22 protein-coding genes and 1 pseudogene are annotated in these 24,682 nt (G+C 66.4%); 5 read left to right on the top strand and 18 right to left on the bottom strand.

What is annotated here, in order from left to right; all coding sequences use genetic code 11:
* Nucleotides 1-222: 222 nt before the first annotated feature.
* Both katG and FJQ54_RS13305 read right to left on the bottom strand, forming a co-directional pair.
* Nucleotides 223-2,423: pseudogene (katG, locus tag FJQ54_RS17975) on the bottom strand (catalase/peroxidase HPI).
* 67 nt (nt 2,424-2,490) lie between these two features.
* Nucleotides 2,491-3,360 (bottom strand): PaaI family thioesterase, encoded by an 870-nt coding sequence (locus FJQ54_RS13305; RefSeq protein ID WP_140928907.1) that lies wholly within the window; start codon nt 3,358-3,360, stop codon nt 2,491-2,493.
* A gap of 77 nt (nt 3,361-3,437) precedes the next feature.
* Between FJQ54_RS13305 and trmB the strand changes: the two genes are divergently transcribed.
* Genes trmB through FJQ54_RS13285 form a run of 4 tightly spaced genes read left to right on the top strand, consistent with a single transcriptional unit; the run spans nt 3,438 to nt 6,992 of the window.
* The gene (gene trmB / locus FJQ54_RS13300) at nt 3,438-4,127 is read left to right on the top strand and encodes a tRNA (guanosine(46)-N7)-methyltransferase TrmB (protein WP_140928906.1); all 690 of its coding nucleotides are present in this window, start codon (nt 3,438-3,440) and stop codon (nt 4,125-4,127) included.
* Between the two features lie 15 nt (nt 4,128-4,142).
* Complete coding sequence (locus tag FJQ54_RS13295; RefSeq protein WP_140928905.1) at nt 4,143-5,078, top strand: acetyl-CoA carboxylase carboxyltransferase subunit alpha; 936 nt, start codon at nt 4,143-4,145, stop codon at nt 5,076-5,078.
* Nucleotides 5,079-5,095: 17 nt separating this feature from the next.
* Nucleotides 5,096-6,544 carry a M48 family metalloprotease gene (locus FJQ54_RS13290; protein WP_140928904.1) on the top strand — a complete coding sequence of 483 codons (1,449 nt, stop codon included), beginning with the start codon at nt 5,096-5,098 and terminating at the stop codon, nt 6,542-6,544.
* A 1-nt stretch (nt 6,545) separates the two neighbouring features.
* Nucleotides 6,546-6,992 (top strand): (deoxy)nucleoside triphosphate pyrophosphohydrolase, encoded by a 447-nt coding sequence (locus tag FJQ54_RS13285; protein WP_235890458.1) that lies wholly within the window; start codon nt 6,546-6,548, stop codon nt 6,990-6,992.
* Between the two features lie 596 nt (nt 6,993-7,588).
* On the opposite strand, the gene FJQ54_RS13280 is transcribed toward FJQ54_RS13285, so the two are convergent.
* The 11 genes from FJQ54_RS13280 to fabD form a co-directional block, all read right to left on the bottom strand.
* A complete protein-coding gene (locus FJQ54_RS13280) occupies nt 7,589-8,014 on the bottom strand; it encodes a MerC domain-containing protein (protein ID WP_181160163.1) in 426 nt (141 codons plus the stop codon).
* A gap of 137 nt (nt 8,015-8,151) precedes the next feature.
* Complete coding sequence (gene nadB / locus FJQ54_RS13275) at nt 8,152-9,762, bottom strand: L-aspartate oxidase (protein WP_235890457.1); 1,611 nt, start codon at nt 9,760-9,762, stop codon at nt 8,152-8,154.
* On the bottom strand, nt 9,759-10,682 hold the full coding sequence (locus FJQ54_RS13270) for an ABC transporter ATP-binding protein (protein WP_140928902.1): 924 nt from the start codon (nt 10,680-10,682) through the stop codon (nt 9,759-9,761). The genes nadB and FJQ54_RS13270 overlap by 4 nt, the downstream gene beginning before the upstream one ends.
* Complete coding sequence (leuC, locus tag FJQ54_RS13265) at nt 10,679-12,088, bottom strand: 3-isopropylmalate dehydratase large subunit (RefSeq protein WP_140928901.1); 1,410 nt, start codon at nt 12,086-12,088, stop codon at nt 10,679-10,681. The genes FJQ54_RS13270 and leuC overlap by 4 nt, the downstream gene beginning before the upstream one ends.
* 49 nt (nt 12,089-12,137) lie before the next feature.
* On the bottom strand, nt 12,138-12,536 hold the full coding sequence (locus FJQ54_RS13260) for a PIN domain-containing protein (protein WP_140928900.1): 399 nt from the start codon (nt 12,534-12,536) through the stop codon (nt 12,138-12,140).
* Complete coding sequence (locus tag FJQ54_RS13255) at nt 12,518-12,781, bottom strand: CopG family ribbon-helix-helix protein (protein WP_140928899.1); 264 nt, start codon at nt 12,779-12,781, stop codon at nt 12,518-12,520. Before FJQ54_RS13255 ends, FJQ54_RS13260 begins: the two co-directional genes overlap by 19 nt.
* 45 nt (nt 12,782-12,826) lie before the next feature.
* Nucleotides 12,827-13,825: an endolytic transglycosylase MltG gene (mltG, locus tag FJQ54_RS13250; protein WP_235890456.1), complete on the bottom strand. Its 999-nt coding sequence runs from the start codon at nt 13,823-13,825 to the stop codon at nt 12,827-12,829.
* Nucleotides 13,825-15,072, bottom strand: a complete 1,248-nt coding sequence (gene fabF / locus FJQ54_RS13245) for a beta-ketoacyl-ACP synthase II (RefSeq protein WP_140928898.1) — start codon at nt 15,070-15,072, stop codon at nt 13,825-13,827. The genes mltG and fabF overlap by 1 nt, the downstream gene beginning before the upstream one ends.
* A 146-nt stretch (nt 15,073-15,218) precedes the next feature.
* A complete protein-coding gene (locus FJQ54_RS13240) occupies nt 15,219-15,455 on the bottom strand; it encodes an acyl carrier protein (RefSeq protein WP_140928897.1) in 237 nt (78 codons plus the stop codon).
* A 104-nt stretch (nt 15,456-15,559) separates the two neighbouring features.
* Nucleotides 15,560-16,294, bottom strand: coding sequence for a 3-oxoacyl-[acyl-carrier-protein] reductase (fabG, locus tag FJQ54_RS13235; RefSeq protein ID WP_140928896.1), 735 nt, complete (start codon nt 16,292-16,294; stop codon nt 15,560-15,562).
* Between the two features lie 69 nt (nt 16,295-16,363).
* Nucleotides 16,364-17,302: an ACP S-malonyltransferase gene (gene fabD / locus FJQ54_RS13230; protein ID WP_140928895.1), complete on the bottom strand. Its 939-nt coding sequence runs from the start codon at nt 17,300-17,302 to the stop codon at nt 16,364-16,366.
* A gap of 301 nt (nt 17,303-17,603) precedes the next feature.
* On the opposite strand from fabD, the gene FJQ54_RS13225 reads away from it, so the two are divergent.
* The gene (locus FJQ54_RS13225) at nt 17,604-18,671 is read left to right on the top strand and encodes a tetratricopeptide repeat protein (protein WP_181160162.1); all 1,068 of its coding nucleotides are present in this window, start codon (nt 17,604-17,606) and stop codon (nt 18,669-18,671) included.
* A 626-nt stretch (nt 18,672-19,297) separates the two neighbouring features.
* Here FJQ54_RS13225 and pgeF read toward each other — a convergent pair.
* From pgeF to FJQ54_RS13200, 5 genes are read right to left on the bottom strand one after another with little or no spacing between them, the layout of a single operon-like run.
* Nucleotides 19,298-20,053 (bottom strand): peptidoglycan editing factor PgeF, encoded by a 756-nt coding sequence (gene pgeF / locus FJQ54_RS13220; protein ID WP_140928893.1) that lies wholly within the window; start codon nt 20,051-20,053, stop codon nt 19,298-19,300.
* Nucleotides 20,050-20,577: a GNAT family N-acetyltransferase gene (locus FJQ54_RS13215; RefSeq protein WP_140928892.1), complete on the bottom strand. Its 528-nt coding sequence runs from the start codon at nt 20,575-20,577 to the stop codon at nt 20,050-20,052. Before FJQ54_RS13215 ends, pgeF begins: the two co-directional genes overlap by 4 nt.
* Nucleotides 20,574-22,301: a class I adenylate-forming enzyme family protein gene (locus tag FJQ54_RS13210; RefSeq protein ID WP_181160161.1), complete on the bottom strand. Its 1,728-nt coding sequence runs from the start codon at nt 22,299-22,301 to the stop codon at nt 20,574-20,576. The genes FJQ54_RS13215 and FJQ54_RS13210 overlap by 4 nt, the downstream gene beginning before the upstream one ends.
* Before the next feature lie 9 nt (nt 22,302-22,310).
* Nucleotides 22,311-23,450 carry an acyl-CoA dehydrogenase family protein gene (locus tag FJQ54_RS13205; RefSeq protein WP_140928891.1) on the bottom strand — a complete coding sequence of 380 codons (1,140 nt, stop codon included), beginning with the start codon at nt 23,448-23,450 and terminating at the stop codon, nt 22,311-22,313.
* A 3-nt stretch (nt 23,451-23,453) separates the two neighbouring features.
* Nucleotides 23,454-24,644 (bottom strand): acyl-CoA dehydrogenase family protein, encoded by a 1,191-nt coding sequence (locus tag FJQ54_RS13200; RefSeq protein ID WP_140928890.1) that lies wholly within the window; start codon nt 24,642-24,644, stop codon nt 23,454-23,456.
* Nucleotides 24,645-24,682: the final 38 nt, after the last annotated feature.

Raw genomic sequence — 24,682 nt, 5'->3', positions numbered from 1 at the left:
AAAAGGCGATTCTATCTTTTGCAAACCGGCATCGCCTGCCTGTCTTCCGTCCCGCTCAGGCTGAGCTTGTCGAAGCCCCGGACGTGGAATGCTCAACGGCTGAGCAGGTAGGGGGTGACCCCATGGGGCTTCGACAAGCTCAGCCTGAGCGGGGGAGGGGGCAGCGGCAAAAGCCGAAAAGCCGGCGGGGGCAGAGAAGCTCTGCCCCCGCCGGCCCAGCCCTCAGTTCAAATCATAGCGATCAGCGTCCATCACCTTGGCCCATGCTGCCACGAAACTGTCTACGAAATGCCCGGCGGCATCGTCGGTGGCGTAGGTTTCGGCGATAGCGCGGAGTTGGGCGTTGGAGGCGAAGATCAGGTCTGTGCGGGTGGCTGTCCAGCCCGGCTGGCCTGTCTTGCGGTCTTTGGCGACATAGGCACCGTCGTCTGTTTGCGACCAGCTGTGGGTGAAGCTGGAACGCAGCAGGTTTTTGAAGAAATCGTTGGAGAGGGTGCCGACGCGATCGGTGAACTGGCCGTGTTTCGAGCTGCCATGGTTCGCACCCAGCACGCGCAGGCCGCCGACAAGAGCTGTCATTTCCGGAGCGGTGAGGGTGAGCAACTGGGCTTTATCCACCAGCAGTTCCTCCGGCGTGCGGCTGGAGGCGGCGGCGTAGTTGCGGAAGCCGTCTGTGCGGGGTTCCAGCACGGCGAAGCTGTGGGCGTCCGTCTGCGCGTCGCTCGCGTCTGTGCGGCCGGGGTTGAAGGGGACGCTGATGGTGAAGCCGCCGCGTTTGGCGGCCTCTTCGATGGCGGCTGCGCCGCCCAGTACGATCAGATCGGCGATGGAGATTTTGCGGCCACCGGGGGCCTTGGCGTTGAAGGCGGCGGCGATGGCTTCCAGCTTGCTGAGCGTGGCGGCCAGTTCGGCTGGCTCATTCGCGGCCCAGTCTTTCTGCGGAGACAAGCGGACACGCGCGCCGTTGGCACCGCCGCGTTTGTCTGAACCACGGAAGGTGGAAGCCGAGGCCCATGCGGCCTTCACCAGCTGCTGCGTGGTGAGGCCGGAGGCGAGGATATCGGCCTTCAGCGCGGCGATGTCGCCTGCGTTCACCAGCGGGTGATCGAGCGGCGGCACCGGATCCTGCCAGATGCGCGGTTCCGCCGGGACTTCCGCGCCGAGGTAGCGCGAGAACGGCCCCATGTCGCGGTGGGTCAGTTTGTACCAGGCTTCGGCGAAGGCTTTGGCGAACGCATCCGGATTCTCGTAGAAGTGGCGCGAGATTTTCTCATAGGCCGGGTCCGCCTTCAGCGAGAGATCGGTGGTGAGCATGGTGGGCTTGCGGAATGTGCCGGGCAGGAACGGGTCCGGGATATCTGCCGGGGCGTTCACCGCCTCCCACTGGTGCGCGCCGCCGGGGCTTTTGGTGAGCGTCCACTCATTTTCGAACAGGTTGCGGAAGAAATGGTTGGACCATTTCGTGGGCGTTTGCGTCCACACCACTTCAAGGCCGGAGGTGATGGCGTCTGTGCCGACGCCGCTGTTGAACTGCTGGCCCAGCCGAGGCCCAGCGCCTCGATGGGGGCGGCTTCCGGGTCTGCGCCGACATGGGCCGGATCGCCTGCGCCATGGGTTTTGCCGAACGTGTGGCCGCCCGCGATCAGGGCGACGGTTTCTTCGTCATTCATGGCCATGCGGGCGAAGGTTTCGCGGATATCATGCGCGGCCGCGATCGGGTCCGGGTTTCCATCCGGGCCTTCGGGGTTCACATAGATAAGGCCCATCTGCACGGCGGCGAGCGGGTCTTCCAGATCGCGCTCCCCGGAATAGCGGCCGCCGGGCTTTTCGCTGGTGGCGAGCCATTCGCCTTCGGGCCCCCAGTAAACGTCATTCTCAGGCTCCCAAACGTCGGCCCGGCCGCCGCCGAAACCTGCGGTTTGCAGGCCCATGGATTCCAGCGCGCAATTGCCGGCGAGAATCAGCAAGTCCGCCCATGACAGCGCGCGGCCATATTTTTCCTTCACCGGCCACAGCAGCAGCCGGGCCTTGTCCAGATTGACGTTGTCCGGCCATGCGTTCAGCGGGGCGAAGCGCTGGGTGCCCGCGCCTGCGCCGCCGCGGCCATCGGAAATGCGGTAGGTGCCGGCGCTGTGCCACGCCATGCGGATGAACAGCGGGCCGTAATGGCCCCAATCCGCCGGCCACCAATCCTGCGAATCGGTCATCAGCGCGAAGATGTCGGCCTTCACCGATTTCAGATCGAGTTTCGCGAATTCGGCAGCGTAATCGAAGCCCGGCCCCATCGGATCGATCAGCGGCGAATTCATGTTCAGGATCGAAAGATCGAGCCGATCCGGCCACCACATGCCGTTGCTCATGCTGCGCACAATCGCGGTGCGGCTGGCCTTACTGCCCATCGGGCATTTGGCTTCGGCGTTCATGGCGTTCTCCCTCGCTTCCTTGGAACAATTGCACGGGAGGTTTGCATTTCGGTGATAGGCTGTCCAATCAGCAAAGCTCATCACTCTGATCGAAGCGATGCGTTATGCCGCGTTCCGCCGGGGCACCGGAAAACAGGGCGCGGGCGACTGCGACCAGGGCGTCGCCCTGCCGGATTTCCGCATCCAGCACGCTGGCCAGCTGCCCGGCGCGCACCGGGCGGGCGATGATGTGCATCGGCAGATCGGCGCGGGCGGGCCGCAGGTAGCGCACGTCGATATCGACGGCGCGATGCCCGGCGGCGAGGCGGGCGGTGGCCGCTTCCAGCACCGCGGCGACGAAGCCGCCATGATAGGCGGGCAGCGCCCGCGCGCCGACCAGCGACAGGTCTGATTCGATCCGCCAGCCCTCTCCATCGGGCTGCATCGCCAGCAGATCATCGAAGGCGGCAGCGGTGGAGAGCGGCAGGGAAATCGCCGTGCCCTGCCGCTCGGCGATGCGGCCGCCGGGCAGTGCGCCGATCAGGAAGCGCCCCGTTCCCGTGGCGACGAGCGCGCCATCGGCCAGCAGCCGCCCCTCCACGAAGCAATGCGGCCCTTCGTGCACCGCGCGATGCGTTTCGAAGCTTATGTCTGCGGCGGCGGGCAGATCGCCGTGCCAATCGAGCCGGAGGTCCAGCGTCATCATGGCGACCGGCTCTGCCAGCGCGGCGAACACCCCGGCTGCCAGCGCCTGATCGGCGAGGATCAGCGCCGCGCCCCGGCTGAAGCGGCCGTCCGCCTCGCACAGCGCGGGCAGCGTGCCGTCCATGCGGCAGCCGGGCGGCTGGCCGGGGCCGCTGGCGCGCACGCCCAGCGTGACGCAGGCGGGAATGGAACGGATCATCTCGCCGGTATGATCCGACCCTGCCGCGCGTGCCGGTTGTAGCCCTGATGTCATGCGTTCCCCCCCTTGCCGTCGCAACTTGCAGGCCGGGGGTTGCGACGTCACCCCGCGAAGCTGCTAAGGGTGCCCGCGTGACTGCTGCCCCCGATCCCCTTTCCATTCGCCGCCTGTATGGGCGTGCGCAAGGCCATCCGCTGCGCGCCAATGCGCAGAAGCTGATCGACGAGCTGCTGCCCCGGCTGGCCGTGCCGGAGGAAGGGCCGCTTTCCGCCGAAACCCTGTTCGGCGATGCGCGCCCGCTGGCCTTCGAAGTGGGCTTCGGCAAGGGCGAGCATCTGGGCTTTCAGGCGGCGCTGCGGCCGGACTGGGGGTTCATCGGCGCGGAGCCCTATCTGAACGGGGTGGCCGGGCTGCTGGCGGAGGTGGAGGAGCGCGGGCTTTCCAACGTGCGGGTGCATCGCGGTGACGCGCTGGACGTGCTGGAGCGGCTGCCGGACGCCAGCCTGAGCACGCTCTATCTGCTGCATCCGGACCCATGGCCCAAGGCGCGGCACACCAAGCGCCGCTTCGTGAATGCCGGGCCGCTGAAGCTGGTGGCGGCGAAGCTGAAGCCCGGCGGGGAGTTCAGGGTGGCGACAGATCATGTGGGTTACATGCGGCACACGCTGGCGGTGATGCAGAGCCAGCCGCAGTTCGAATGGACGGCGGAAACGCCCGACGACTGGGAGCGGATTCCGGCCGACTGGCCGGATACCCGCTTCGCCGAGAAGGCCCGCGCGCTGGGCCATGACGTGTGGCGCTTGATTTATCGCCGCGCCTGACCAACTGGAGCGGACATGGTTCAAACACTCGACTTCGAAAAGCCCGTCGCCGCGCTGGATGCTGAGATCGCCGAACTGACGGCGGACCCGGCGCGTGCCGCCGAGCTGGAGCGCGCGCAGGCGAAGCGTGGCCGGTTGCTGGCCGACATCTACAAGGCGCTGAGCCCCTGGCAGAAGACGCTGGTGGCCCGCCACCCGGACCGGCCGCGATTCCTGGGGATCGTGGAGCAGTTGTTCGAGGATTGGCAGCCGCTGGCTGGCGACCGCGCCTTTGCCGACGATGTGGCGATTCTGGGCGGGCCGGCGCGCTTCCGCGGGCGTTCGGTGATGTTGATCGGCCATGAAAAGGGGCATGACACGCAGAGCCGGGTGCAGCGCAATTTCGGCATGGCGAAGCCCGAAGGCTATCGCAAGGCGGCGCGGCTGATGGAGATGGCGAACCGCTTCGGCCTGCCCATCGTTACGCTGGTGGATACACCGGGGGCCTATCCCGGCATCGACGCCGAGGAGCGCGGGCAGGCCGAGGCCATCGCGCGGGCAACCGAATCCTGCCTGACGGCGGAAGTGCCCATGGTGTCTGTGATCATCGGTGAAGGCGGATCGGGCGGCGCGGTGGCGCTGGCGGCGGCCAACCGGGTGCTGATGTTCGAACATTCCGTCTATGCGGTGATTTCGCCGGAAGGCTGCGCCTCCATCCTGTGGCGGGATGCGGCGAAGGCGGCGGATGCGGCCGTGGCCATGCGGATTTCCGCGCAGGATCTGGCCGAGCTGGGGGTGATCGATTCCATCGTCGCCGAGCCGGTGGGCGGCGCGCACCGCGCCCCTGCCGATGCGATTGCCCGGCTGGGGGATTCGATCGACGCGGCGCTGGATGGGCTGGAGAAGCTGTCTCCGGCGGAGTTGAAAGCGGACCGGCGGGCCAAGTTTCTGGCCTTCGCCCGGGCGGCCTGATCGGGGCGGCAGGCAAAATGCTGCGCAGCATCGGCACCATGGCGCGGGCGGTTCTGGCCGCCTCGCTGCTGGCTGTGGCGGCGGTTCCTGCACAGGCCCAACGCCAGCCGCAGGCACTGACGGGGCTGTCGCAGAAAGACCGGCAGATCGGCGCGCAGGCGAACAAGCAGATCGTGGCGGAATTCGGCGGCGCGGTGGACGGGCCGCTGGCGGATTATGTGCGCGTAGTGGGCACGAAGATCGGCATGGCCTCTGTTCCCGGCTCCACCGCCGGGGACTGGAAGGTGACGGTGCTGAACTCGCCTGTGCCCAACGCGATGGCGACGCCCGGCGGCTATATCTACATCACGCGCGGCCTGCTGGCGATGATCAACAACGAGGCCGAGCTGGCATCCGTGCTGGGGCATGAGGCCGGGCATGTGGCCGCGCGCCATTCGGACAAGCGGCAGGGCCGCGCCGTTATTGGCGCGCTCGGCTCTGTCGCAGCGGCCGTCCTGCTGGGCGGGCAGGCTGCCGAAGCGGTGAACTATGGCGCGGGCGCGTGGGTCGCGGGCTTCTCGCGCAGCCAGGAAAGCCAGGCCGATACGCTGGGCATGCGCTATGCCATCCTGACGGGCTATGATCCGCGCGCGGCGGCCTCCATGCTGGAAGCGCTGGACCGGGTGGCCGCCGTGGAAGGCCGCGACTCGATGGAGCGGGGCGGCGTCGCCTCGGTGTTTTCCACCCACCCCGTGACGGCCGAGCGGGTGCAGCGGGTGGCGCGGCAGGCCGCGCAGACGGGCGTAGGCGGGGCGCTGAACCGCGAGGCTTATCTGGCCGCCATCGACGGCATGCGCTTCGGCGATTCGCCCGATCAGGGGATCATTTCCGGCAGCAGCTTCCGCCACGCCTCCCTTGGGCTGGCGTTCGACGCGCCGCAGGGCTTCCAGCTGCAGAACAGTCCGCAGGCCGTGGGGGGACGTGCGCAGGACGGCTCGCAGTTCATCTTCACTGGCGTGAAAGTGCAGCCCGGCCAATCGCTGCAAAGCGTGGCGCAGCAGGTGTGGCAGCAAACGGCCGGACAGGTGCCGCAAGCCAGCTATAGCGAGCGGCGAATCAACAATTTCGACGCAGGGCTGTCCGAAGCGCGGCTCTCCAGTCGGCAGGGCATGATGGACGTGGGGGTGCATGTGTTCCGCGTGTCGCCGCAGGATGTCTATGTGATCCGCACCATCGCGCCAGCCGGGCGCGGGGCGCAATTCCAGAGCCTGATCAGCTCGTTCCGCCGCATGAGCGTGCAGGAAGCGCAGGCGGCCAGCCAGGGGCGGCGGATCGACGTGATCACGGTGCGGCCGGGCGACAGCGCCGACAGCCTCGCCCGGCGCATGTCGCCGCCCTACAACCGCGTGCAGAGCTTCCTTGCGCTGAACGGCATTGCCAACCGGCCACTGCAACCCGGCGAGCAGCTGAAGATCATTGTCAACTGAGGTGCCCGCCGACTGGGCCGACTGCCCCGGCGGCCACCCGCCGCGCGCGCTGCCGCTGCTGACAGTCGCCTGCGCCGTGCTGCTCAACGCAGACGGGCATGTGCTGGTGACGGACCGCCCGGCAGGCAAGGACATGGCCGGTTTGTGGGAATTCCCCGGCGGCAAGCTGGAACCGCTGGAAAGCCCCGAAGCCGCACTGGTGCGCGAACTGCAGGAGGAACTGGGGATCGAAACCAGCCCCGCCTGCCTCTCCCCCTGCGGCTTTGCCTCGTGGAGCTATGAAAAGGTGAACCTGCTGCTGCTGGCCTTCGCCATCCGCCGCTGGCGCGGCACGCCGGTGCCCCGCGAAGGCCAGCGCATGCAATGGGTGCCGGTGAACGGGCTGTTCCGGCTGGACATGCCGCCTGCCGACCGGCCCTTGCTGGGGCAGATTGCTGCGATTTTGTGAGGGCGGGTCGAGTGCGGCGAGTGCTTGCCTCCGGCGGCCCGGGCTCTGCCCGGGACCCGGCAGGGGCGTGACGCCCCTGCACCCCCGGAGTTTTTTACTTAGCCCCTCCCCTGCAGGGGAGGGGTTGGGGTGGGGGCCATCCGCTTGGCGTAAGGTTGGAGTTTAATGCCTGCGGCGCTTTTCGGTGGTGTCCCCTTATCCTCCCCCCGCTCAGGCTGAGCTTGTCGAAGCCCCATGTGGAATGAGCGGCGGCTCAGCTGTTGCGCTTTAGCGTCAGGGAGGCTTCGACAAGCTCAGCCTGAGTGGGATGGAGAGTGGATTGGGGTGACGGTTGCGGGGGTGGGGATGATGGTAGATCAGGCCCGGCGGTGACACCCCCTCTCCATCTCTCCCCCTTGCAGGGGGAGAGGGCTGCGTAGCGCCGCAGGCAATCAAAACTGATCACTCAGACTACGTGGCAGTTCAGGCACAACGCCAATTTAGAGGGTGCAGGGAAATCATTTCCCTGCCCGCCGGAGGCAAAAAAACCGCAGGCCTAGTTCCAACGCCAGAGCCCTTGGCCGCCAGAGGCCTCCGCGCCCCCCGCCGCGCACAACTCAGGCCGCCTTGCGGGCTTTCCAGTTGCGCCAGTGGGCGTAGGCGACGATCACGCCGCCGATTACGGTGAGGATGGGCTCGATGGGGCCGCGATCATGGGCGAGGGCGCCTGCGGCCATCAGGGTGAAGCCCAGTGCGGCGAGAATCCATGGCAGGCGGATTCCGCGTTGCCCTGCCCCGCGCCAGAGGGCGTAGATGGAGACGGGGGCGGCGAGTGCGATCAGCAGCCAATGCACCCAGACCGGGCCGTGCAGCAGTTCGTCTGCGAGGCCGACGGCGAGGACCGGAGAGAGGGCGAAGGCGAGCGGGAGGAGCAGGCAGTGGACGAGGCACAGGCTGGACATCAGCGCGGCGGCCCCGTCGAGGCCCGGGCCGTTGAATCCGGAGCTTTCGGTGCCGGGACCATCATTGTGGGACAAGTTCACGCGGGTTCCCGACCTGTGCTGCTTCTGCGGGATGTGATAATGTAACATCATCCCTGAGTCAATGCCCGGGCCGGGCGGCGCGGGCACCGGGGTGAAGTGTCGCAGCTGGCCTGTTTCGGGTTCTCCGGTGCAGGCGGTCAGTTGGTGGAGGGGTAGAGGATGGTGTCGCGCGGGGTGTCGAGCAGGCCGGGGTAATCGGTGGTGTAGTGCAGGCCGCGGCTTTCCTTGCGGCTTTGCGCCGAACGGACGATGAGGTCCGCGACTTCGACAAGGTTGCGCAGTTCCAAGAGATCCGGCGTGACGCGGAAATTGCCGTAATAATCCGCGATTTCCTGCCGCAACAGGGCGACGCGGTGGGCGGCGCGTTCCAGCCGCCGGTCTGTGCGGACGATTCCAACATAATCCCACATGAAACGGCGCAGTTCATCCCAGTTGTGGGTGACGACCACTTCTTCGTCTGAGCTGGTGACGCGGCTTTCGTCCCATGGGTGGATTTCGGCGGTGGCAGGGGTGTGGGCGAAGCGGGCGAGGATTTCGTCTGCGGCGGCGGCCCCGAACACGAGACATTCCAGCAGGCTGTTGGAGGCGAGCCTGTTGGCCCCGTGCAGGCCCGACTGGCTGACTTCGCCGATGGCATAGAGGCCGGGCAGGTCCGTGCGGCCGTGCAGATCGACCAGCACACCGCCGCAGGTATAGTGCGCGGCCGGCACCACCGGGATGGGCTGGGTGACCGGATCGATCCCCAGTTCGCGTAGCCGCTTCACGATGGTGGGGAAATGTTCCTCCACGAATCCGGCGGGCTTGTGCGTCATGTCCAGCAGGACGTGCGGGATGCCCAGCCGCTTCATTTCGGCATCGATAGCGCGGGCGACGACATCGCGCGGGGCGAGTTCGCGGCGCGGATCATGCGCCTCCATGAAGGCGGTGCCGTCTGGCAGCCTGAGGATGCCGCCTTCGCCGCGCATGGCTTCGGTGATGAGGAAGTTCTTCACCTGCGGATGATAGAGGCAGGTGGGGTGGAACTGGTTGAATTCCATGTTGGATACGCGGCAACCCGCGCGCCAGGCCATGGCGATGCCGTCTCCGGTGGAACCGTCCGGGTTGGTGGAAAAGCGATAGACGCGCGAGGCGCCGCCGGTGGCCAGCACCACGGCGCGGCCCAGCAGGCGGCGGACATGGCCCGATTCGCGGTCCAGCGCATAAAGGCCCATGGCGCGGCGTTCGGCGAAACCGCGCCCGACGGCGTGGCGTTCGGTGATGATATCCACCGCGACATGCCCGGGCAGGAAACGGATGTTGGGGGTGGCGAGCGCGGCCTTTTCCAGCGCCTTTTGCACGGCCCAGCCTGTCGCATCGTCCACATGCACGATGCGCCGGGCGCTGTGCCCGCCTTCGCGGGTGAGGTGCCAGCGTTCGGAGACGGTTTCGCCCGGATTGAAGGGCACCCCCAGCGCCGCCAGCCGCTCGATGGCGGGGGCCGCATGTTCCACCACGAACTCCACCGCGCGGCGGTCGTTCAGGCCTGCGCCTGCGATCATCGTGTCTTCGATATGGCTTTCGAAGGTATCGCCTTCGTCCAGCACGGCGGCGATTCCGCCCTGCGCCCAGCTGGTGGAGCCAGCGGAGATATCCGCCTTGGAGAGCACCAGCACATCCAGCCCGTCTGCCGCGAGGTTGAGCGCGACCGTCAGCCCGGCCGCGCCGGAGCCGACCACGACGACATCGGCTTCGATCCGATCGCTCGTCACTCCGAAAGGCCGCCCGTTAGTTCGAGGAACACATCCTCCAGATCGGCTTCGCGGGTGGAGACGTCCACCACGGAGAGGCCTGCCGCCTGCAGCCGGGCGAGGATGGCACCGGCCTGAACGGCCTGCTTGTCATACAGGATGTCCAGCCGACGCGGGTCTGGCGCTTCGATGCGGGAGACGCCTTCGATTTCCGGCAACGTCACGATATCGTCTGCCAGCGTGACCAGCACGCGCTTGTCCCGCGCCTGCGCCAGCAGGTCGGCCTTGGATTTATCCGCGACGATGCGGCCATGGTTGACGATGGCGATGCGGTCGCAAAGCTCTTCGGCCTCTTCCAGATAATGGGTGGTGAGGACGATGGTGGTGCCGCCCGCGTGCAGTTCGCGCACATATTGCCACAGCATCTGCCTCAGCTCGATGTCCACGCCCGCCGTGGGTTCGTCCAGAATGATCACGGGCGGATTGTGCACCAGCGCCTTCGCGATCAGCAGGCGGCGCTTCATCCCGCCGGAGAGCTGGCGGGTATAGACATGCGCCTTGTCGGCCAGCCGCACCTTTTCCAGCAGCTCCATCGAGCGGCGGCGTTCCTTGGGCACGCCATAAAGGCCCGCCTGCAGTTCCAGCGTTTCGAACGGGGTGAAGAAGGCGTCGAACAGCAGTTCCTGCGGCACCACGCCGATGCTGGCCTTGGCGTTGCGGGGGTGTTCGTCGATATCGAAGCCCCACACCTCCGCCTTGCCGCCGGTTTTCATCACCAGCCCGGCGAGGATGTTGATGAGGGTGGATTTGCCCGCGCCGTTCGGCCCCAGCAGGCCGAACATGGAGCCGCGCGGAATCTCGAGGCTGATGCCATCCAGCGCGCGCTTGCCACCCGCGTAGGTCTTTTCAAGGCCGGTGAGGCGGATGGCCGGGGTGGTCATGCCAGTTGCCGCACGTCGGCCAGACGGCCGGTGATGGCCGCCGCCGCCGCCATCGCGGGCGACATCAGGTGGGTGCGCGCGCCCGGCCCCTGCCGACCGACGAAGTTGCGATTGGAGGTGGAGGCGCAGCGTTCGCCCGCCGGCACCTTGTCCGGGTTCATGCCCAGGCACATGGAGCAGCCCGGTTCGCGCCATTCGAAGCCCGCTTCGGTGAAGATGCGGTCCAGTCCCTCGGCCTCCGCCTGCCGCTTCACCAGCCCGGAGCCGGGCACCACCAGCGCCTGCCGGATGTTGCCCGCGAGGCGATGGCCCTTCACGATTTCAGCGGCCGCGCGCAAATCTTCAATCCGGCTGTTGGTGCAGCTGCCGATGAAGATATTTTCCACCGGCACATCTTCCAGCCGGGTGCCCGGCGCGAGGCCCATATAGGCCAGCGATTTTTCCGCCGCCGCCCGCTTGGACGGATCGGCGAAACTGTCGGGCGAAGGGACGACGCCGGTGACGGCCACCACATCTTCCGGGCTGGTGCCCCATGTGACGAGCGGGGCGATGGCCGAGCCGTCTATGATGACTTCGCGATCGAAGTGGGCGTTGGCGTCACTGGCGAGCTGCCGCCACCAGGCCAGCGCCTGTTCCAGTTCCGCGCCCTTGGGTGCGCGCGGACGGCCCGCGACATAGGCGAAGGTTTTTTCGTCCGGCGCGACAAGGCCTGCGCGCGCGCCCGCCTCGATCGACATGTTGCAGAGCGTCATCCGCCCTTCCATGCTGAGCGCTTCGATCACGGGGCCGCGATATTCCAGCACGAAGCCGGTGCCGCCCGCCGTGCCCAGCTCACCGCAGATGGCCAGCGCCACATCCTTCGCGGTGATGGAATAGCCGAGGCTGCCCGTCACGGTGACGGCGAGATTCTTCGATTTCTTCAGCAGCAGCGTCTGGGTGGCGAACACATGCTCAACCTCTGACGTGCCGATGCCGAACGCCAGTGCCCCGAACGCGCCGTGGGTGGAGGTGTGGCTGTCTCCGCAGACCATGGTGACGCCCGGCAGGGTGAAGCCCTGTTCCGGGCCGATCACATGGACGATGCCCTGTTCCACTGCGTTGATATCGAGATATTCCACCCCGAATTCTTCGCAGTTCGCCTTCAGCGCGGCGAGCTGGGCGGCGGATTCCGGATCGTGGATGGGCAGACGCGGATCGGTGGTGGGGACATTATGATCCGGCACCGCCAGCGTGAGATCGGGGCGGCGCAGGCGGCGGCCCGCATCGCGAAGGCCCGCGAAGGCCTGCGGAGTCGTCACTTCGTGAATCAGGTGGCGATCGATGAAGATCAGCGCGGTGCCGTCATCCCGCGTGGAGATGATGTGATCGTCCCAGATTTTGTCGTAGAGGGTGCGTGGAGCCGTCATAAGGCGTCCCGCCTAGGCCCCTGAACTCGGGCTGGTCAAGTGAGGCGGTTTAAGTCAGGGTGTAGGGAAGGATCACGCCGTCGCTGCCCTCGGGAAAATCCCGGATGTTGCGGGTGACGAGCGGCAGGCGATGGATTCGCGCGGTCGCCAGGATGATCGCGTCGGGCAATTTCAGCCGGGTGGCGCGACGGATTCGCGCGGCTTCGTCGCGGACAGCATCGTCCAGCGGCAGTTCTTCAAATGCCGACAGCACTTGCCTTGCACGTGGCCACGCCGCTTCCGGCGTGCCCGCCAGAATTTCGATGGTGGTGATGACACTGATGAGACGACCCGGAGCGTGCAGAATTAGCTCCTCCGCTTCCTGCCGCCTCGAAAGAAAGTCGATCAGGATATTGCTGTCGAACAGCGCAGGACCGGCCAGTCGCAGACTCAGGGCCGGTGATCCCATTCGCTTCGGATCGCCAATTGATACTCAAGTCCGTCAGCGGCGATGTCGAGATCCTTCCACAGCCCGAAGGCGGCCTTCAGATTCTCGTCGTCCGCGCGGCGCTTGTCGGCTTCGCTCTGCGCATCCGCCCCTACGAACCTCTCCACTGCTTCGCGCACCAGCTGCGCGCGCGAGGTGCCTCGCCGCTTGGCGATAGCGTCCAGCTTTTCGACCTGCCGGTCTTCCAGAGTGATGAGCGTTCGCATGATATCACCCATGTATATCATGGGTGATATCGCTTCAAGGACAGGTCAGATTCCGCGGTCGCGGCGGATTTGTCGCCATTTGGCGACATTGGCCTGATGCTCCTCGTAGGTCTTGGCGAAGGCGTGGCCGCCGGTGCCGTCTGCGACCATATAAACATAGTCGTGCACCTCCGGATCGAGCACGGCGGCGATGCTTTCGCGGCCCGGATTGGTGATGGGGCCTTGCGGCAGGCCATCGCGGGCATAGGTGTTATAGCCATTGTCGGCGCGCAGTTCGGACTGGCGGATGCGCCGTTGCAGCGGCTTGCCCTTCGTCACCGGGTAAATCACCGTCGGGTCGGCCTGCAGCCGCATGCCCTGCTTCAGCCGGTTGGAGTAAAGCCCCGCGATGCGCCGCCGTTCGGACGGGTCGCCGGTTTCCTTTTCCACGATGGCGGCCAGAATCACCGCTTCATCCTTGGACTTCACGGCGGTGTGTTCAGAGCGACGCTCCCACTGCCGGTCCAGCTCCTCGGTCATCGCCGCCTGCATGCGCTTCAGCACGTCTGCGCGGGATTCGCCGATCTTGGCTTCATAGGTGGCGGGCAGCACCGTGCCTTCGGCCGGGGCCTCCACCTGCCCCTTCAGCCGACCCACCGCGTTCAGCCGCTCCGCCACCTGAATCGAGGGCAGGCCTTCGGGAATGGGAATCCGCACGATCAGCGTGTCACCGCGCTTCAGCCGCTCAAGGATGGAGCCCCAGCCTTCGCCTTCGAAGAAGCCATAGGTGCCGAACTGGATGTCGCGGCTGTCGCCCAGCGTGCGGGCGAGCAGTTCGAAGGCCTCCGAACTGTCGATCACGCCCGCTTTTTCAAGGAGATCCGCCGCCTGCCCGATGGAGGCCCCGCGCGGAATTTCCACCTCGATCCGCTCTGCCCCGGGCAGGGGTGCGCGCCGCCACATTGTCGCCGTCCACAGGCTGAGCGTGAGCATGGCGAGCAGCGACAGCGCCGCCCCCCACACAACCCAGCGCGGCTGGCCCGCGACCTTGGCGTTTTGGGTCATCAGGCCTTCTTGAACACGACGGTCGCGTTGGTGCCGCCAAAGCCGAAGCTGTTGTTCAAGACCGCGTCCACCTTGCGCTCCTTCGCCTTCCACGGCACCAGATCGACGCCTTCGGCACCATCCACCGGATCATCAAGGTTCAGCGTCGGCGGCACGATCTGGTCACGCATCGCCAGCAGCGTGAAGATGCTTTCCACCGCGCCCGCGCCGCCGAGCAAATGGCCGATGGCGGATTTGGTGCTGCTCATGGAAACCTGCCCGATGGCGTCGCCGAACAGCCGCTTCACCGCGCCCAGTTCCAGCTCGTCGCCCATCGGCGTGGAGGTGCCGTGCGCGTTCACATAATCGATGTCGGCCGGGTTCAGCCCGGCCCGCTTCAGCGCCATCTGCATGGAGCGGAACGCGCCCGAGCCTTCCGGGTGCGGGGCGGTCACATGATAGGCATCCCCGGTCAGGCCATAGCCCACCACTTCGCCATAGATTTTCGCGCCGCGCTTCTTCGCATGCTCATATTCCTCCAGCACGACGATGCCTGCGCCTTCGCCCATCACGAAGCCGTCGCGGGCCTTGTCCCACGGGCGGCTGGCGCGGGTGGGTTCGTCGTTGAAGCCGGTGGAAAGGGCACGCGCCTGCGCGAATCCGGCGATGCCGATGGGGCAGATGGTGGCTTCGGTGCCACCGGCCACCATCACGTCCGCATCGTCCAGCGCGATCAGCCGGGCTGCATCTCCAATCGCGTGCGCGCCGGTGGAACAAGCCGTGACGACCGCGTGATTCGGCCCCATCAGGCCATATTTGATGGAGACCTGCCCGGAGACGAGGTTGATCAGCCGCCCATGCACGAAATGCGGGGAAACCCGGCGCGGGCCGCGTTCGAACAGCACGATGGATTCCTCGGCGATGCCCGGAAGGCCACCGATGCCGGAGCCGATCATCGTCCCCGCGCGCAGCCGCTCTTCCTCTGACATGTCCGTCAGGCCCGCATCTTCCAGCGCTTGGCCTGCGGCGTCGATGCCATAGACGATGAAGGGATCGACCTGCCGCTGGATCTTGTGATCGACGCGCAGGTTCGGATCGAAATCCGCGGGTTTCACTTCGCAGGCGATGCGGCAGGCATAATCGCTGGCGTCGAAGCGGGTGATCGGGCCAGCGCCGGACTGGCCGGCGATCAGCCGTTCCCATGTCTGCTCGACACTTCCGCCCAGCGGGGTCACAAGCCCCAGGCCTGTCACGACTACGCGGCGCATTGCTGTCTCCTGATTCCCTCGCCCGGCCTTGCGCCGGGCCATCCCTCAGGCCGCCCATAGCGGCGGGGACTGGATATGGAAACGGCCTCGCGGGATCCACGAGGCCGTCACTGGGCCACGCGGCGACCGCGCGGCCCTGAACTGCGTTACTTGCCGTTCGCGGCGATGAAGGCGATTGCGTCCTTCACCGTCAGAATTTTTTCGGCTGCATCGTCGGGAATTTCCACCCCGAACTCGTCCTCGAACGCCATCACAAGCTCGACAGTGTCGAGGCTGTCCGCGCCCAGGTCGTCGATGAAGCTCGCCTCATCGGTCACTTTCTCGGCTTCCACGCCGAGATGTTCGACCACGATCTTCTTCACACGATCGGCGACGTCGCTCATTCCATTAACCCTTTCATTCGGCCCTCCGCCCACGAAGGGCGCGTCCCGTTGGATTGCCGCTTCCGCACTAGCCGCCTGCCGGTTCCCATGCAAGCGGCGGCGCTTCAGCCCATATACATGCCGCCATTCACATGAATCGACTGGCCCGTGACATAAGCCCCCTCGGCAGAGGCCAGCCATAGCACGGCTGCGGCCACATCCGAACCCTCTCCGAACCGGCCGGCGGGAATCCGCTCGAACATCTTCGCTTTCTGATCGTCTGTCAGTGCGTCCGTCATGGCAGAGGCGATAAAGCCCGGTGCGACGCAGTTCACCGTGACGCCCCGGCTGGCGACTTCGGCGGCGAGGCTGCGCGTCATGCCTTCAAGGCCCGCCTTGGCGGCGGCATAGTTCGCCTGCCCCGGATTGCCGATGGAGCCGACCACAGAGCTGATGGAGATGATCCGCCCGTGCCGCGCCTTCATCATCGGCCGCAGCGCCGCGCGCGACAGGCGGAACGCCGCCTCCAGATCGACACGGAGCACGGCGGCCCAATCCTCGTCCTTCATCCGCATCGCAAGGCCGTCGCGGGTGATTCCGGCATTGTTTACAAGGATATCCAGCTGGCCCAGCTTGTCCACGGCGGCGGGCACCAGCGCCTCCACCTCCTCTGCCACGTCCAGCTTGCAGGGGAGAATCTCCGCGCCGCCCAGTTCATCCGCCAGCGCCTGCAGCGCCTCTGCGCGGGTGCCGGACAGCGCCAGCTTCGCGCCGCACGCCTTCAGCGTGCGGGCGATGGCCCCGCCGATTCCGCCGCTCGCGCCTGTGACCAGCGCCGTCTTTCCACTCAAATCAAACATTCTTGATTCCTCCTCGCACTGGCTCGGGCGCGCAGTCGCGCTTGCGGCCCTTGCGGGCCGAGCCTCCCCTCAAAGCGCCTTCAGCACGGCTTCGATGTCGTCGGGCTTCACCACCGACAGATTCTGGATGTCCGGCGCGATGCGCTTCACCATCGGGCCCAGCACCTTGCCGCCGAATTCCACCAGCCGGGTGACGCCCGCGTCCTGCATGGCCAGCACCGATTCGCGCCAGCGCACCGTGCCCGTCACCTGCTGCACCAGCAGGGTTTTGATGGTGGCCGGATCGGCGACCGGCGCGGCCGTCACATTGGCGAACACCGGCACCAGCGGCGTGGCAATCGCCACCTGATCCAGCGCTTGCGCCATCGCCTCGGCGGCAGGCGCCATCAACGGGCAGTGGAACGGCGCGGAAACCGGCAGCAGCACCGCGTGGCGGCTGCCCTTCGCCTTCGCCAGCAAAATGGCGCGCTCAACCGCGCCCTTATGGCCGGATACAACCACCTGCCCCGGCGCATTGTCGTTGGCGGAGGTGCACACTTCGCCTTCGGCAGCCTCGGCGGCAATCGCCTGCACATCTTCAAGGCCAAGGCCCAGAATCGCCGCCATCGCCCCTTCGCCGGGCGGCACCGCCGCCTGCATCGCCTCTCCCCGGCGGCGCAGCAGCTTGGCCGTGACGTCCAGCGGGATCGCCCCGGCAGCGGCCAGCGCGCTATATTCGCCAAGGCTGTGCCCGGCCACGAAGCCCGCCTTTTCCGCCAGCCGGATGCCGCCCTCTGCCTCCAGCACGGCGAGCGCCGCGAGGCTGGAGGCCATGATCGCCGGTTGCGCATTTGCCGTCAGCGTCAGTTGATCCTCCGGGCCTTCGAACATCAGCCGGGTGAGGCTCTGCTTCAACGCCTCGTCCACCTGCTCGAAAATCGCCCGCGCGGCGGGGCTGATCTCGGCCAGGGCCTTGCCCATGCCGACGGATTGGCTCCCCTGCCCGGGGAAGATGAAGGCTGTGGTCATTTGCCTGCTCTGCTCGCCTGAAATTGTGATTTGCGGGCCAGTAGCGCATTCAATCGCGCTGTCAAAACCGTCTGTCCCGTGATGCGGATTGATTGCAAGAGACAGCTTTTCTTGGCAGGAGCCTTCCCCTATTGCTGCACTGCACCGGGAGCGGGGGCCCCCATTCCGTCTGTTCAGGCACGCGCCATGCGTTGCATGGCATAGGAGTGAGCGTTTTCTGTTCCACCGACAAGAAAGGTCGTCAATGAATCCGGTTTCCAGGCTTCCGCTCGTCGCTCTTGCCATCGCCGCTGCCGTTCCGGTGGCCGGCGTTCCCCTGCTGGGTGGCGTTGCGATGGCGCAGGCAATCGCCCCGACCGTGGGCAAGCCGCTGCAACAGGCGCTGAACGCCGCCAAGGCCGGGAATACCGCTGCGGCGACCAATTATGTGAATCAGGCCCGTTCGGCCGCCACCACCAACGCCGAACGCACCAAGGTCTCGCAAACGGCGGCCTATGTGTACACGCGCGCGGGCAATTATGGCGCGGCCGCCACCGAGCTGGAGCGCATCGGCGCGCCCGCCTCGCAGCTGGCCCCGCTTTATTATCAGGCCCGCCAGTATGACAAGGCGATCACTGCTGCCCGCAAGTCCGGCCAGACCACCATCATCGCCCAATCCTACCTGCAGCAGGGCAAGCCCGCCGAAGCCGCCAAAATCTATCAGGACATCGTCAACAAGAACCCCAACAATGTGAACGCGCTGCAGAACCTTGCCGCCGCGCAGAGCAAGATGGGCGACAAGAAGGGCTCTCTGGCCACCATCCAGAAGCTGATCCGGCTGGACCCGACCCCGGCCCGCTGGCGCGCCCTGCTGGTGGACATGAAGAGCGGCTCGCTCTCCCGCGATGCCAAGCTGGGCGTGTATCACCTGATGCGCGAAACCGGGAACCTTTCCACCGCCGCCGACGTGCAGGAATTCGCCAAGCTGGCCATCGTGGCCGGTCAATCGGGCGTGGCCGTCGATGCGGTGAAGGCAGCCGGCACCTCGGGCGTGCTGCCCGCCGGTGACCCGATGACCGCCAAGCTGGTGGAAGCCGCAGCCAAGCGGCAGGCCGCCGCACTGGCCGCCGCCCCGGCAGGCGCCAAGAACCCGGCCACCGCACTGGCGGCCGGAAACGCCTATCTGGGCGCTGGCCAGTATCCGCAAGCCATCGCCGCCTTCACCACGGCGCAGAAAGGCCCGAACCCGGGCGAAGCCGCGCTGTTCAAGGGCATCGCCCAAGTGCGCAGCGGGCAGGGCCCCGCCGCACGGGCAACCTTCAAATCCGTGCCGGCCGGTTCGGTGAGCGAAGTCGCCGGGCTGTGGGACCTCTACGCTTCGACGAAGTAAGCTCGTCCGAAGCGCGCGAATCGGGGGCTTCGGCTTCGGCCGGAGCCCCTTTTCGTTGGGGTTGGTTGGGTGGCCTCCGGCGGCCGGGCTCTGCCCGGAACCCGGCAGGGGCGTGACGCCCCTGCACCCCCTTAGTTTTTAGCCCCTCCCCTGCAGGGGAGGGGTTGGGGTGGGGGCCATCCGCTTGGCGCGAGGTTGGAGGTTTGATTGCCTGCGGCGCTTTGGAGCCTGCCCCACCCACCTCTCCACCCGTCACCCCGGACTTGATCCGGGATCCAGCTGTTCTTCTCCAGCCTTGCGGGCAAGAAAGCTGGACCCCGGATCAAGTCCGGGGTGACGGTTGTGGGTGTGGAGAGGTTGGTGGGTTTCTCACGGGCCTTCGACCCTTCGACAAGCTCAGGACTCAGGCTGAGCGGGTGGAGAGGTTGGTGGGTCAGGCCCAGCGTTGCTCCCCTCTCTCCAACTCTCTCCCCAACGGGGAGAGAGAGCCTCCGTAGCGCCGCAGGCAATCGAATCTGATCATTCGCGCGTCGCAGGAGTTCAAGCGCAACGCCAATTTCGAGGGTGCAGGGAAATCATCTCCCTGCCCGCCGGAGGCAAAACCGCGCCTGCCGAACTCCAACCTCTCACCCCGGCAGGGCGATCAGGCTGATTTGCCGCCCATAGTCCGGCTCGCCCGCCAATGTTTTGCGGCGGTAGCTGAAGAAGCGGTCCGGATCGGATTTGGTATCTGCGCCCAGACCTTCGGCGCGGGTGATTCCGGATTCGGCGAGGCGTTTCAGGCAGAAGCCTTCCAGATCGAAGAAGGCGTGGTTTTCGCGGCCGTCGGTGAAGAACAGCTCATTGTCCGGGTCGGCGTCTTCGAAGCGTTGGCGGAAGGCGGTGTCGACTTCGTAGGAACGGCGGCCGATGCAGGGGCCGATGGCGGCGGCGATGCGGTGGCGGCTGGCACCCAACTGCTCCATCAGATCGACGGTGGCGGCAATCACGCCGGTGAAGGCACCTTTCCAACCGGCGTGGCAGGCCCCGATCACGCCGGCTTCGGCGTCCTCGAATAGCAGCGGCGCGCAATCGGCGGTGAGGATGCCGAGCGCGAGGCCCGGGCGGTTGGTGGCGAGGCCATCGGCTTCGGGCCGGGCGTCGTCCAGCCAGTTTCCGGCTTCAACAGCACGGGCGCTGTGGACCTGATGCAGCGTCACCAGCCGCGCGGCGGGTGCCACGGCAGCCAGCGCGCGGCTGCGATTTTCCCGCACATGCGCCTGATCGTCCGACGAACCGAGGCCGACGTTCAGGCTGGCGAAGATGCCGGTGGAAACCCCACCCGTGCGCCCAAGGAAGCCGTGCGGGGAGGTCAGCGTGCGGGCAGTCAGGCGGGTGATCAAAGCGTCAGCCTCAGGATGCGGTCATCATCGACGGTGTTGCCGACCACATAGGGATATTTGCCCACTTCGTGGAAGCCGTGCCGTTCGTAGAAGCGGCGGGCGCGGTGATTTTCGATCCAGACGGTGAGGTAGAGATCCTGCACCTGCCGGGCGCGCGCCTCAGAGACGGCCCATTGCATCAGCGCGTCGGCAAGGCCGCTGCCCTTGGCGGGTTCGTCCAGATAGAGCTGGCGCAGCACCCACCAGCGGCGGCCTTCCAGCAGTTCCGGGATATGGCCTTGCAGATCATAGGGGCCAAGCGTGCAATAGCCGAGCGGGGTGCCGTCCGCGGCTTCGCCCAGCATCACGGCGAACTCCGGATCGGTGCATTCCGCGCGGAAACGCTCCACCGGGCAGCCAGCCAGAAATCCGGCCAGTTCCTGTGGCGGATAGAGGTGGCCGAACGTCGCGGTGAAGCTTTTGTGGAACAGCGCGCAGACGGCGGGCGCGTCGGCCGCGCCCGCCCGCCTTAAGGAGAAGCTCATGCGGCGGCGCGGCCCAGATGCACCTCGCGGAAGTGCGCGCGCAGGCTCACCTTGTCGATCTTGCCCGAGCCGAGCTTCGGCAGCGGCTGTTCCGACACCCACACCCGCGCGGGCACCTTGAAGGCGGCGAGGTCGCGGGCGAGGAACTGGATGATCGCCTCGCCCTCCAGCGGTTCCCCGCCCTTGGGATAGACGACAGCGCCGACGATTTCGCCCAGCCGGTCATCCGGCAGGCCGAACACGCTGGCTTCGGCGACAGCAGGGTGGCCATAGATGGCGGCTTCCACTTCAGCGGCCGAGATATTCTCCCCGCCGCGGATGATGATGTCTTTCTTGCGGTCGACAATGGTGAGGTAGCCGTCTTCATCGAGGCGGCCGAGGTCTCCGGTGCGGAACCAGCCGTCCGGCGTGAAGGCCGACGCGGTGGCCTCCGGCTTGTTCCAATAGCCGCGTACATTGGCGACGGAGCGGATGCAGACTTCGCCCACTTCGCCCGCGCCCAGCAGCTCCAGATCATCGCTGAGGATCGCCAGATCCACCATCGGCTTGGTGGCGCGCCCGGTGGAATCGGGGCGCAGCCGGTAATTGTCGCGGATATTACCCGCGCCGACACCGTTGGTTTCCGTCAGGCCATAGCCGATGGCCGGAGTTTTGCCGGGGAAGGCTTCCGCCAGCCGCCCCACATGTTCGGCCGGGCGCGGCGCGCCGCCGGCGGCGATGTCCAGCAGGGTGGAGAGATCATATTTGTCGCGATCCGGGTGCTGCATGAGCTCGAGGCTCATGGTCGGCACGCCGACGAAATAGGTGGCCTTTTCCCGCTCGATCAGTTGCAGCGCCTCGCCCGCATCCCAGCGATACATGATCACCAGCTTGCGGCCGATGGCGATGGAGACCAGCAGGATCGGCACAAGGCCGGTGATGTGGAACAGCGGCACGTTCAGCAGCATCACCTGCTGCGGCGGCAGAACCGTGCCGCTGGCCTGCGCCAGTTGCAGCATGGCGAGGCCCTGCACCAGATAGTTCATCGAGCCGGATACGATGGCGCGGTGGGTGGAAACCGCCCCCTTGGGCGCGCCGGTGGAGCCGGAGGTATACATGATGGTGGCATCATCTTCCGGGTAGATCGGCGGCAGATACCATGGGGCAGGCGGGGCGGCGGCGATGGCGTCGTCCAGCGTGGTCGCGCCCAGTTGCGCCGCCACCTGATGGCTGGTGCGCACGGTGAGCACTTCGACGGAAAGGTCGGGGATTTCGCGGATGCGGCGCAGCCGTTCCTCATCGGCGAACACCAGCCGCGTGCCGGAATCGGTCAGGCCATAGGCCAGTTCCTCCGGCTTCCACCAGGCGTTCATCGGCACCACGACTGCCCCCACCATGATCGCGCCGATGAAGGCGGAGACCCATTCGGGATAGTTGCGCATGGCGATCGCCACCCGATCCCCCTTGGCGATGCCAAAGCGGGATTGCAGCACGGCCGCCACCTGAACGGCCTGTTTCTGCACATCGGCGAAGGTGAAGCGCTCACCCTGATAGACGATGAATTCCTTGTCGGCGTTGCTGGCAAGGAAGAAGGCCAGATATTCCCGCAGCGAAGGCGGGGCCTGTTCGAACGCGGGGTATTCCACGCCGCGCACTGCCGCCTTGCCGACGGCGAGCTGGCCGCCGGGCGCGGTGATGGCGGCGGTGGCCGCGTCAATTGCCTTGTCCAGTTCGGTGAGCGCCATGATCTGTCCTCAATAATCCAGCAGTTGGGCGACGCGGTCGCCCTGAAAGGCGGCGTCGCCGAAGGTTTCGGCAGCTGCACGCGCGCGCTTCATATAGAAGCCGATGTCGAATTCGTCCGTCATGCCGATGCCGCCGTGCATCTGCACCGCTTCATTGGTGGCCAGCTTGGCGACATCACCCGTCTTGGCCTTGGCCAGCGCCACGAACAGCGGTGCGCGGGCGTCGCCTTCGTCCAGCGCGGTCAGCGCCTTCAGCGTGACGGAGCGGGCCAGTTCGATTTCGCAGAACAGATGCGCGGCGCGGTGCTGCAAGGCCTGAAAGGTGCCGATCTTCACACCGAACTGGTCGCGCTGCTTCAGATAATCGACGGTCGTCTCGAAGCTCTGCGCGGAAACGCCCAGCAGTTCGGCGGCGAGGCAGGCGCGGCCTGCGTCCAGCGCGGCTTCGAGGATGGCGAAGCCGCCGCCGATCTCGCCCAGCACGTCTGCGCCGTCCACCTGAACACCGTCCAGCCCGATGTCGGCGGCGTTGCGGCTGTCCACCATGGACCGGCGCGCGATGGAAACACCCGCTGCCTTCGGATCGACGAGGAACAGGGTGATTCCAGCGGTATCTGTCTCAGCGCCGCTGGTACGGGCGGCGACAATCAGCCTGTCCGCCACATGGCCGTCCAGCACGAAGGGCTTGCCGCCCGTCAGCCGGAAGCCGTTGCCCGACGCTTCGGCGCGGGTGGAAATGGTGGCGGGCTGGTGCCGCGCCTTTTCATCCGCCGCCAGCGCGACGATCAGTTCGCCGGACGCGATCTGCGGCAGCAGCGCCGCCTTCTGCTCCTCGCTGCCGCCCTTGCCGATGGCCGTGGCGGACAGCACCGCGGACGAGAGGAAGGGCGAAAGCGAGAGGTTGCGGCCGATGGCTTCCTGAATGAGGCCCGCCGCCACCATGCCCAGCCCGGCCCCGCCGAACTGTTCGGGAATGGCGACGCCCGCGAAGCCCATCTCCGCCATCTTCGCCCACAGGCCGCGATCGAAGCCCGTCGCATCCGCGCCGTCGCGCAGCTTGCGCAGCTGCGCCACGGGGGCGTTTTCCGCGAAAAATCCGTCTGCGGACTCTTTCACCATCCGCTGCTCGTCGTTCAAAACCAATGCCATGGCTCAGGCCCCCGGAAGCTGGAGGACGCGCTTGGCGATGATGTTCAGCTGCACTTCGGATGTTCCTCCCTCGATGCTGTTGGCGCGGCTGCGCAGCCAGTCCTTGGCCAGTGCCCCGTCGCGAATGCCCTCGCCCTCCCAGCTGAGGCCATCGCTGCCGGTGATGGACATCAGCAGTTCCTGCCGCCGCTTGTTCAATTCGGTGCCATAATATTTCAGCAGCGAGGACATGGCCCCCGTGCCCTGCCCGGCCTTCGCCTCGTCCTTCACCCGCTCCATCGTCAGCGCGAAGGCGTAGGAATCGACATCGAAGCGGGCGACATCCACGCGCAGCAGCGGATCGTTCAGGCGGCCATCGGCGTCCGTGCCGATTTCCTGCCGGGCGACGTCACGCATGGAAACCCCGCCGGGGGAGCCCATGTCGCCGATCATCTCGCGCTCATGCGTCAGCAGATATTTGGCGATGTCCCAGCCCTTGCCGCGCGTGCCCATCAGATTTTCGGCAGGCACACGCACATTGTCGAAAAAGGTCTGGCAGAAGGGCGAATAGCCGGAGATCAGCTTGATCGGGCTGGTGGAAACGCCGGGGCTGTCCATATCGAACAGCAGGAAGCTGATCCCCAGATGCTTGGGCGCATCGGGTTCGGTGCGGACGAGGCAGAAGATCCAGTCCGCCTTGTCGGCATAGCTCGTCCAGATTTTCGAGCCGTTCACGACAAATTCGTCGCCATCGAGCACGGCGGAGGTGCGCAAAGACGCAAGATCAGAGCCTGCGCCCGGCTCGGAATAGCCCTGGCACCAGCGGATTTCGCCGCGCGCGATCTTCGGCAGATGTTCCTTCTTCTGCGCCTCATTGCCATATTTCAGCAGCGCCGGGCCAAGCATCCAGATGCCGAAGCTGGAAAGCGGCGAGCGGGCGCGGATGCGGCGCATTTCCTGCGCCAGAATCTTGGCTTCATCCTTCGAAAGCCCGCCGCCGCCATATTCCTGTGGCCATTCGGGTACCGTCCAGCCCTTCGCTGCCATGCGCTCCAGCCACTGCTTCTGCGCCTCGCTTTTGAAGGTCCATTTGCGGCCACCCCAGCACATATCATCGTCGCCCGCGCCGGGGGAGCGCATCTCGTCCGGGCAGTTCGCTTCAAGCCATGCACGGGTTTCCGCGCGGAAGGCCGCGAGTTCCGCAGTTTCGTCCATTCTCTCACACTCTCCCAAAAGCGCTCTCGCGCTTGTCC

It is taken from the genome of Sandaracinobacter neustonicus, from assembly GCF_006385875.1.
Lineage (GTDB): Bacteria > Pseudomonadota > Alphaproteobacteria > Sphingomonadales > Sphingomonadaceae > Sandaracinobacteroides > Sandaracinobacteroides neustonicus.
Note: the sequence above shows the minus strand (reverse complement) of the source record. Positions and strands in the feature narration are given on the sequence as shown.

Coding starts and splice junctions, on each gene's coding strand:
- FJQ54_RS13305 (WP_140928907.1), bottom strand. CDS start 3,360: ATGACATCAGGGCTACAACCGGCACGCGCGGCAGGGTCGGATCATACC.
- FJQ54_RS13295 (WP_140928905.1), top strand. CDS start 4,143: ATGGTTCAAACACTCGACTTCGAAAAGCCCGTCGCCGCGCTGGATGCT.
- FJQ54_RS13290 (WP_140928904.1), top strand. CDS start 5,096: ATGCTGCGCAGCATCGGCACCATGGCGCGGGCGGTTCTGGCCGCCTCG.
- FJQ54_RS13270 (WP_140928902.1), bottom strand. CDS start 10,682: ATGACCACCCCGGCCATCCGCCTCACCGGCCTTGAAAAGACCTACGCG.
- leuC (WP_140928901.1), bottom strand. CDS start 12,088: ATGACGGCTCCACGCACCCTCTACGACAAAATCTGGGACGATCACATC.
- FJQ54_RS13260 (WP_140928900.1), bottom strand. CDS start 12,536: ATGGGATCACCGGCCCTGAGTCTGCGACTGGCCGGTCCTGCGCTGTTC.
- FJQ54_RS13255 (WP_140928899.1), bottom strand. CDS start 12,781: ATGCGAACGCTCATCACTCTGGAAGACCGGCAGGTCGAAAAGCTGGAC.
- mltG (WP_235890456.1), bottom strand. CDS start 13,825: ATGACCCAAAACGCCAAGGTCGCGGGCCAGCCGCGCTGGGTTGTGTGG.
- fabF (WP_140928898.1), bottom strand. CDS start 15,072: ATGCGCCGCGTAGTCGTGACAGGCCTGGGGCTTGTGACCCCGCTGGGC.
- FJQ54_RS13240 (WP_140928897.1), bottom strand. CDS start 15,455: ATGAGCGACGTCGCCGATCGTGTGAAGAAGATCGTGGTCGAACATCTC.
- fabG (WP_140928896.1), bottom strand. CDS start 16,294: ATGTTTGATTTGAGTGGAAAGACGGCGCTGGTCACAGGCGCGAGCGGC.
- fabD (WP_140928895.1), bottom strand. CDS start 17,302: ATGACCACAGCCTTCATCTTCCCCGGGCAGGGGAGCCAATCCGTCGGC.
- FJQ54_RS13215 (WP_140928892.1), bottom strand. CDS start 20,577: ATGAGCTTCTCCTTAAGGCGGGCGGGCGCGGCCGACGCGCCCGCCGTC.
- FJQ54_RS13210 (WP_181160161.1), bottom strand. CDS start 22,301: ATGGCGCTCACCGAACTGGACAAGGCAATTGACGCGGCCACCGCCGCC.
- FJQ54_RS13205 (WP_140928891.1), bottom strand. CDS start 23,450: ATGGCATTGGTTTTGAACGACGAGCAGCGGATGGTGAAAGAGTCCGCA.
- FJQ54_RS13200 (WP_140928890.1), bottom strand. CDS start 24,644: ATGGACGAAACTGCGGAACTCGCGGCCTTCCGCGCGGAAACCCGTGCA.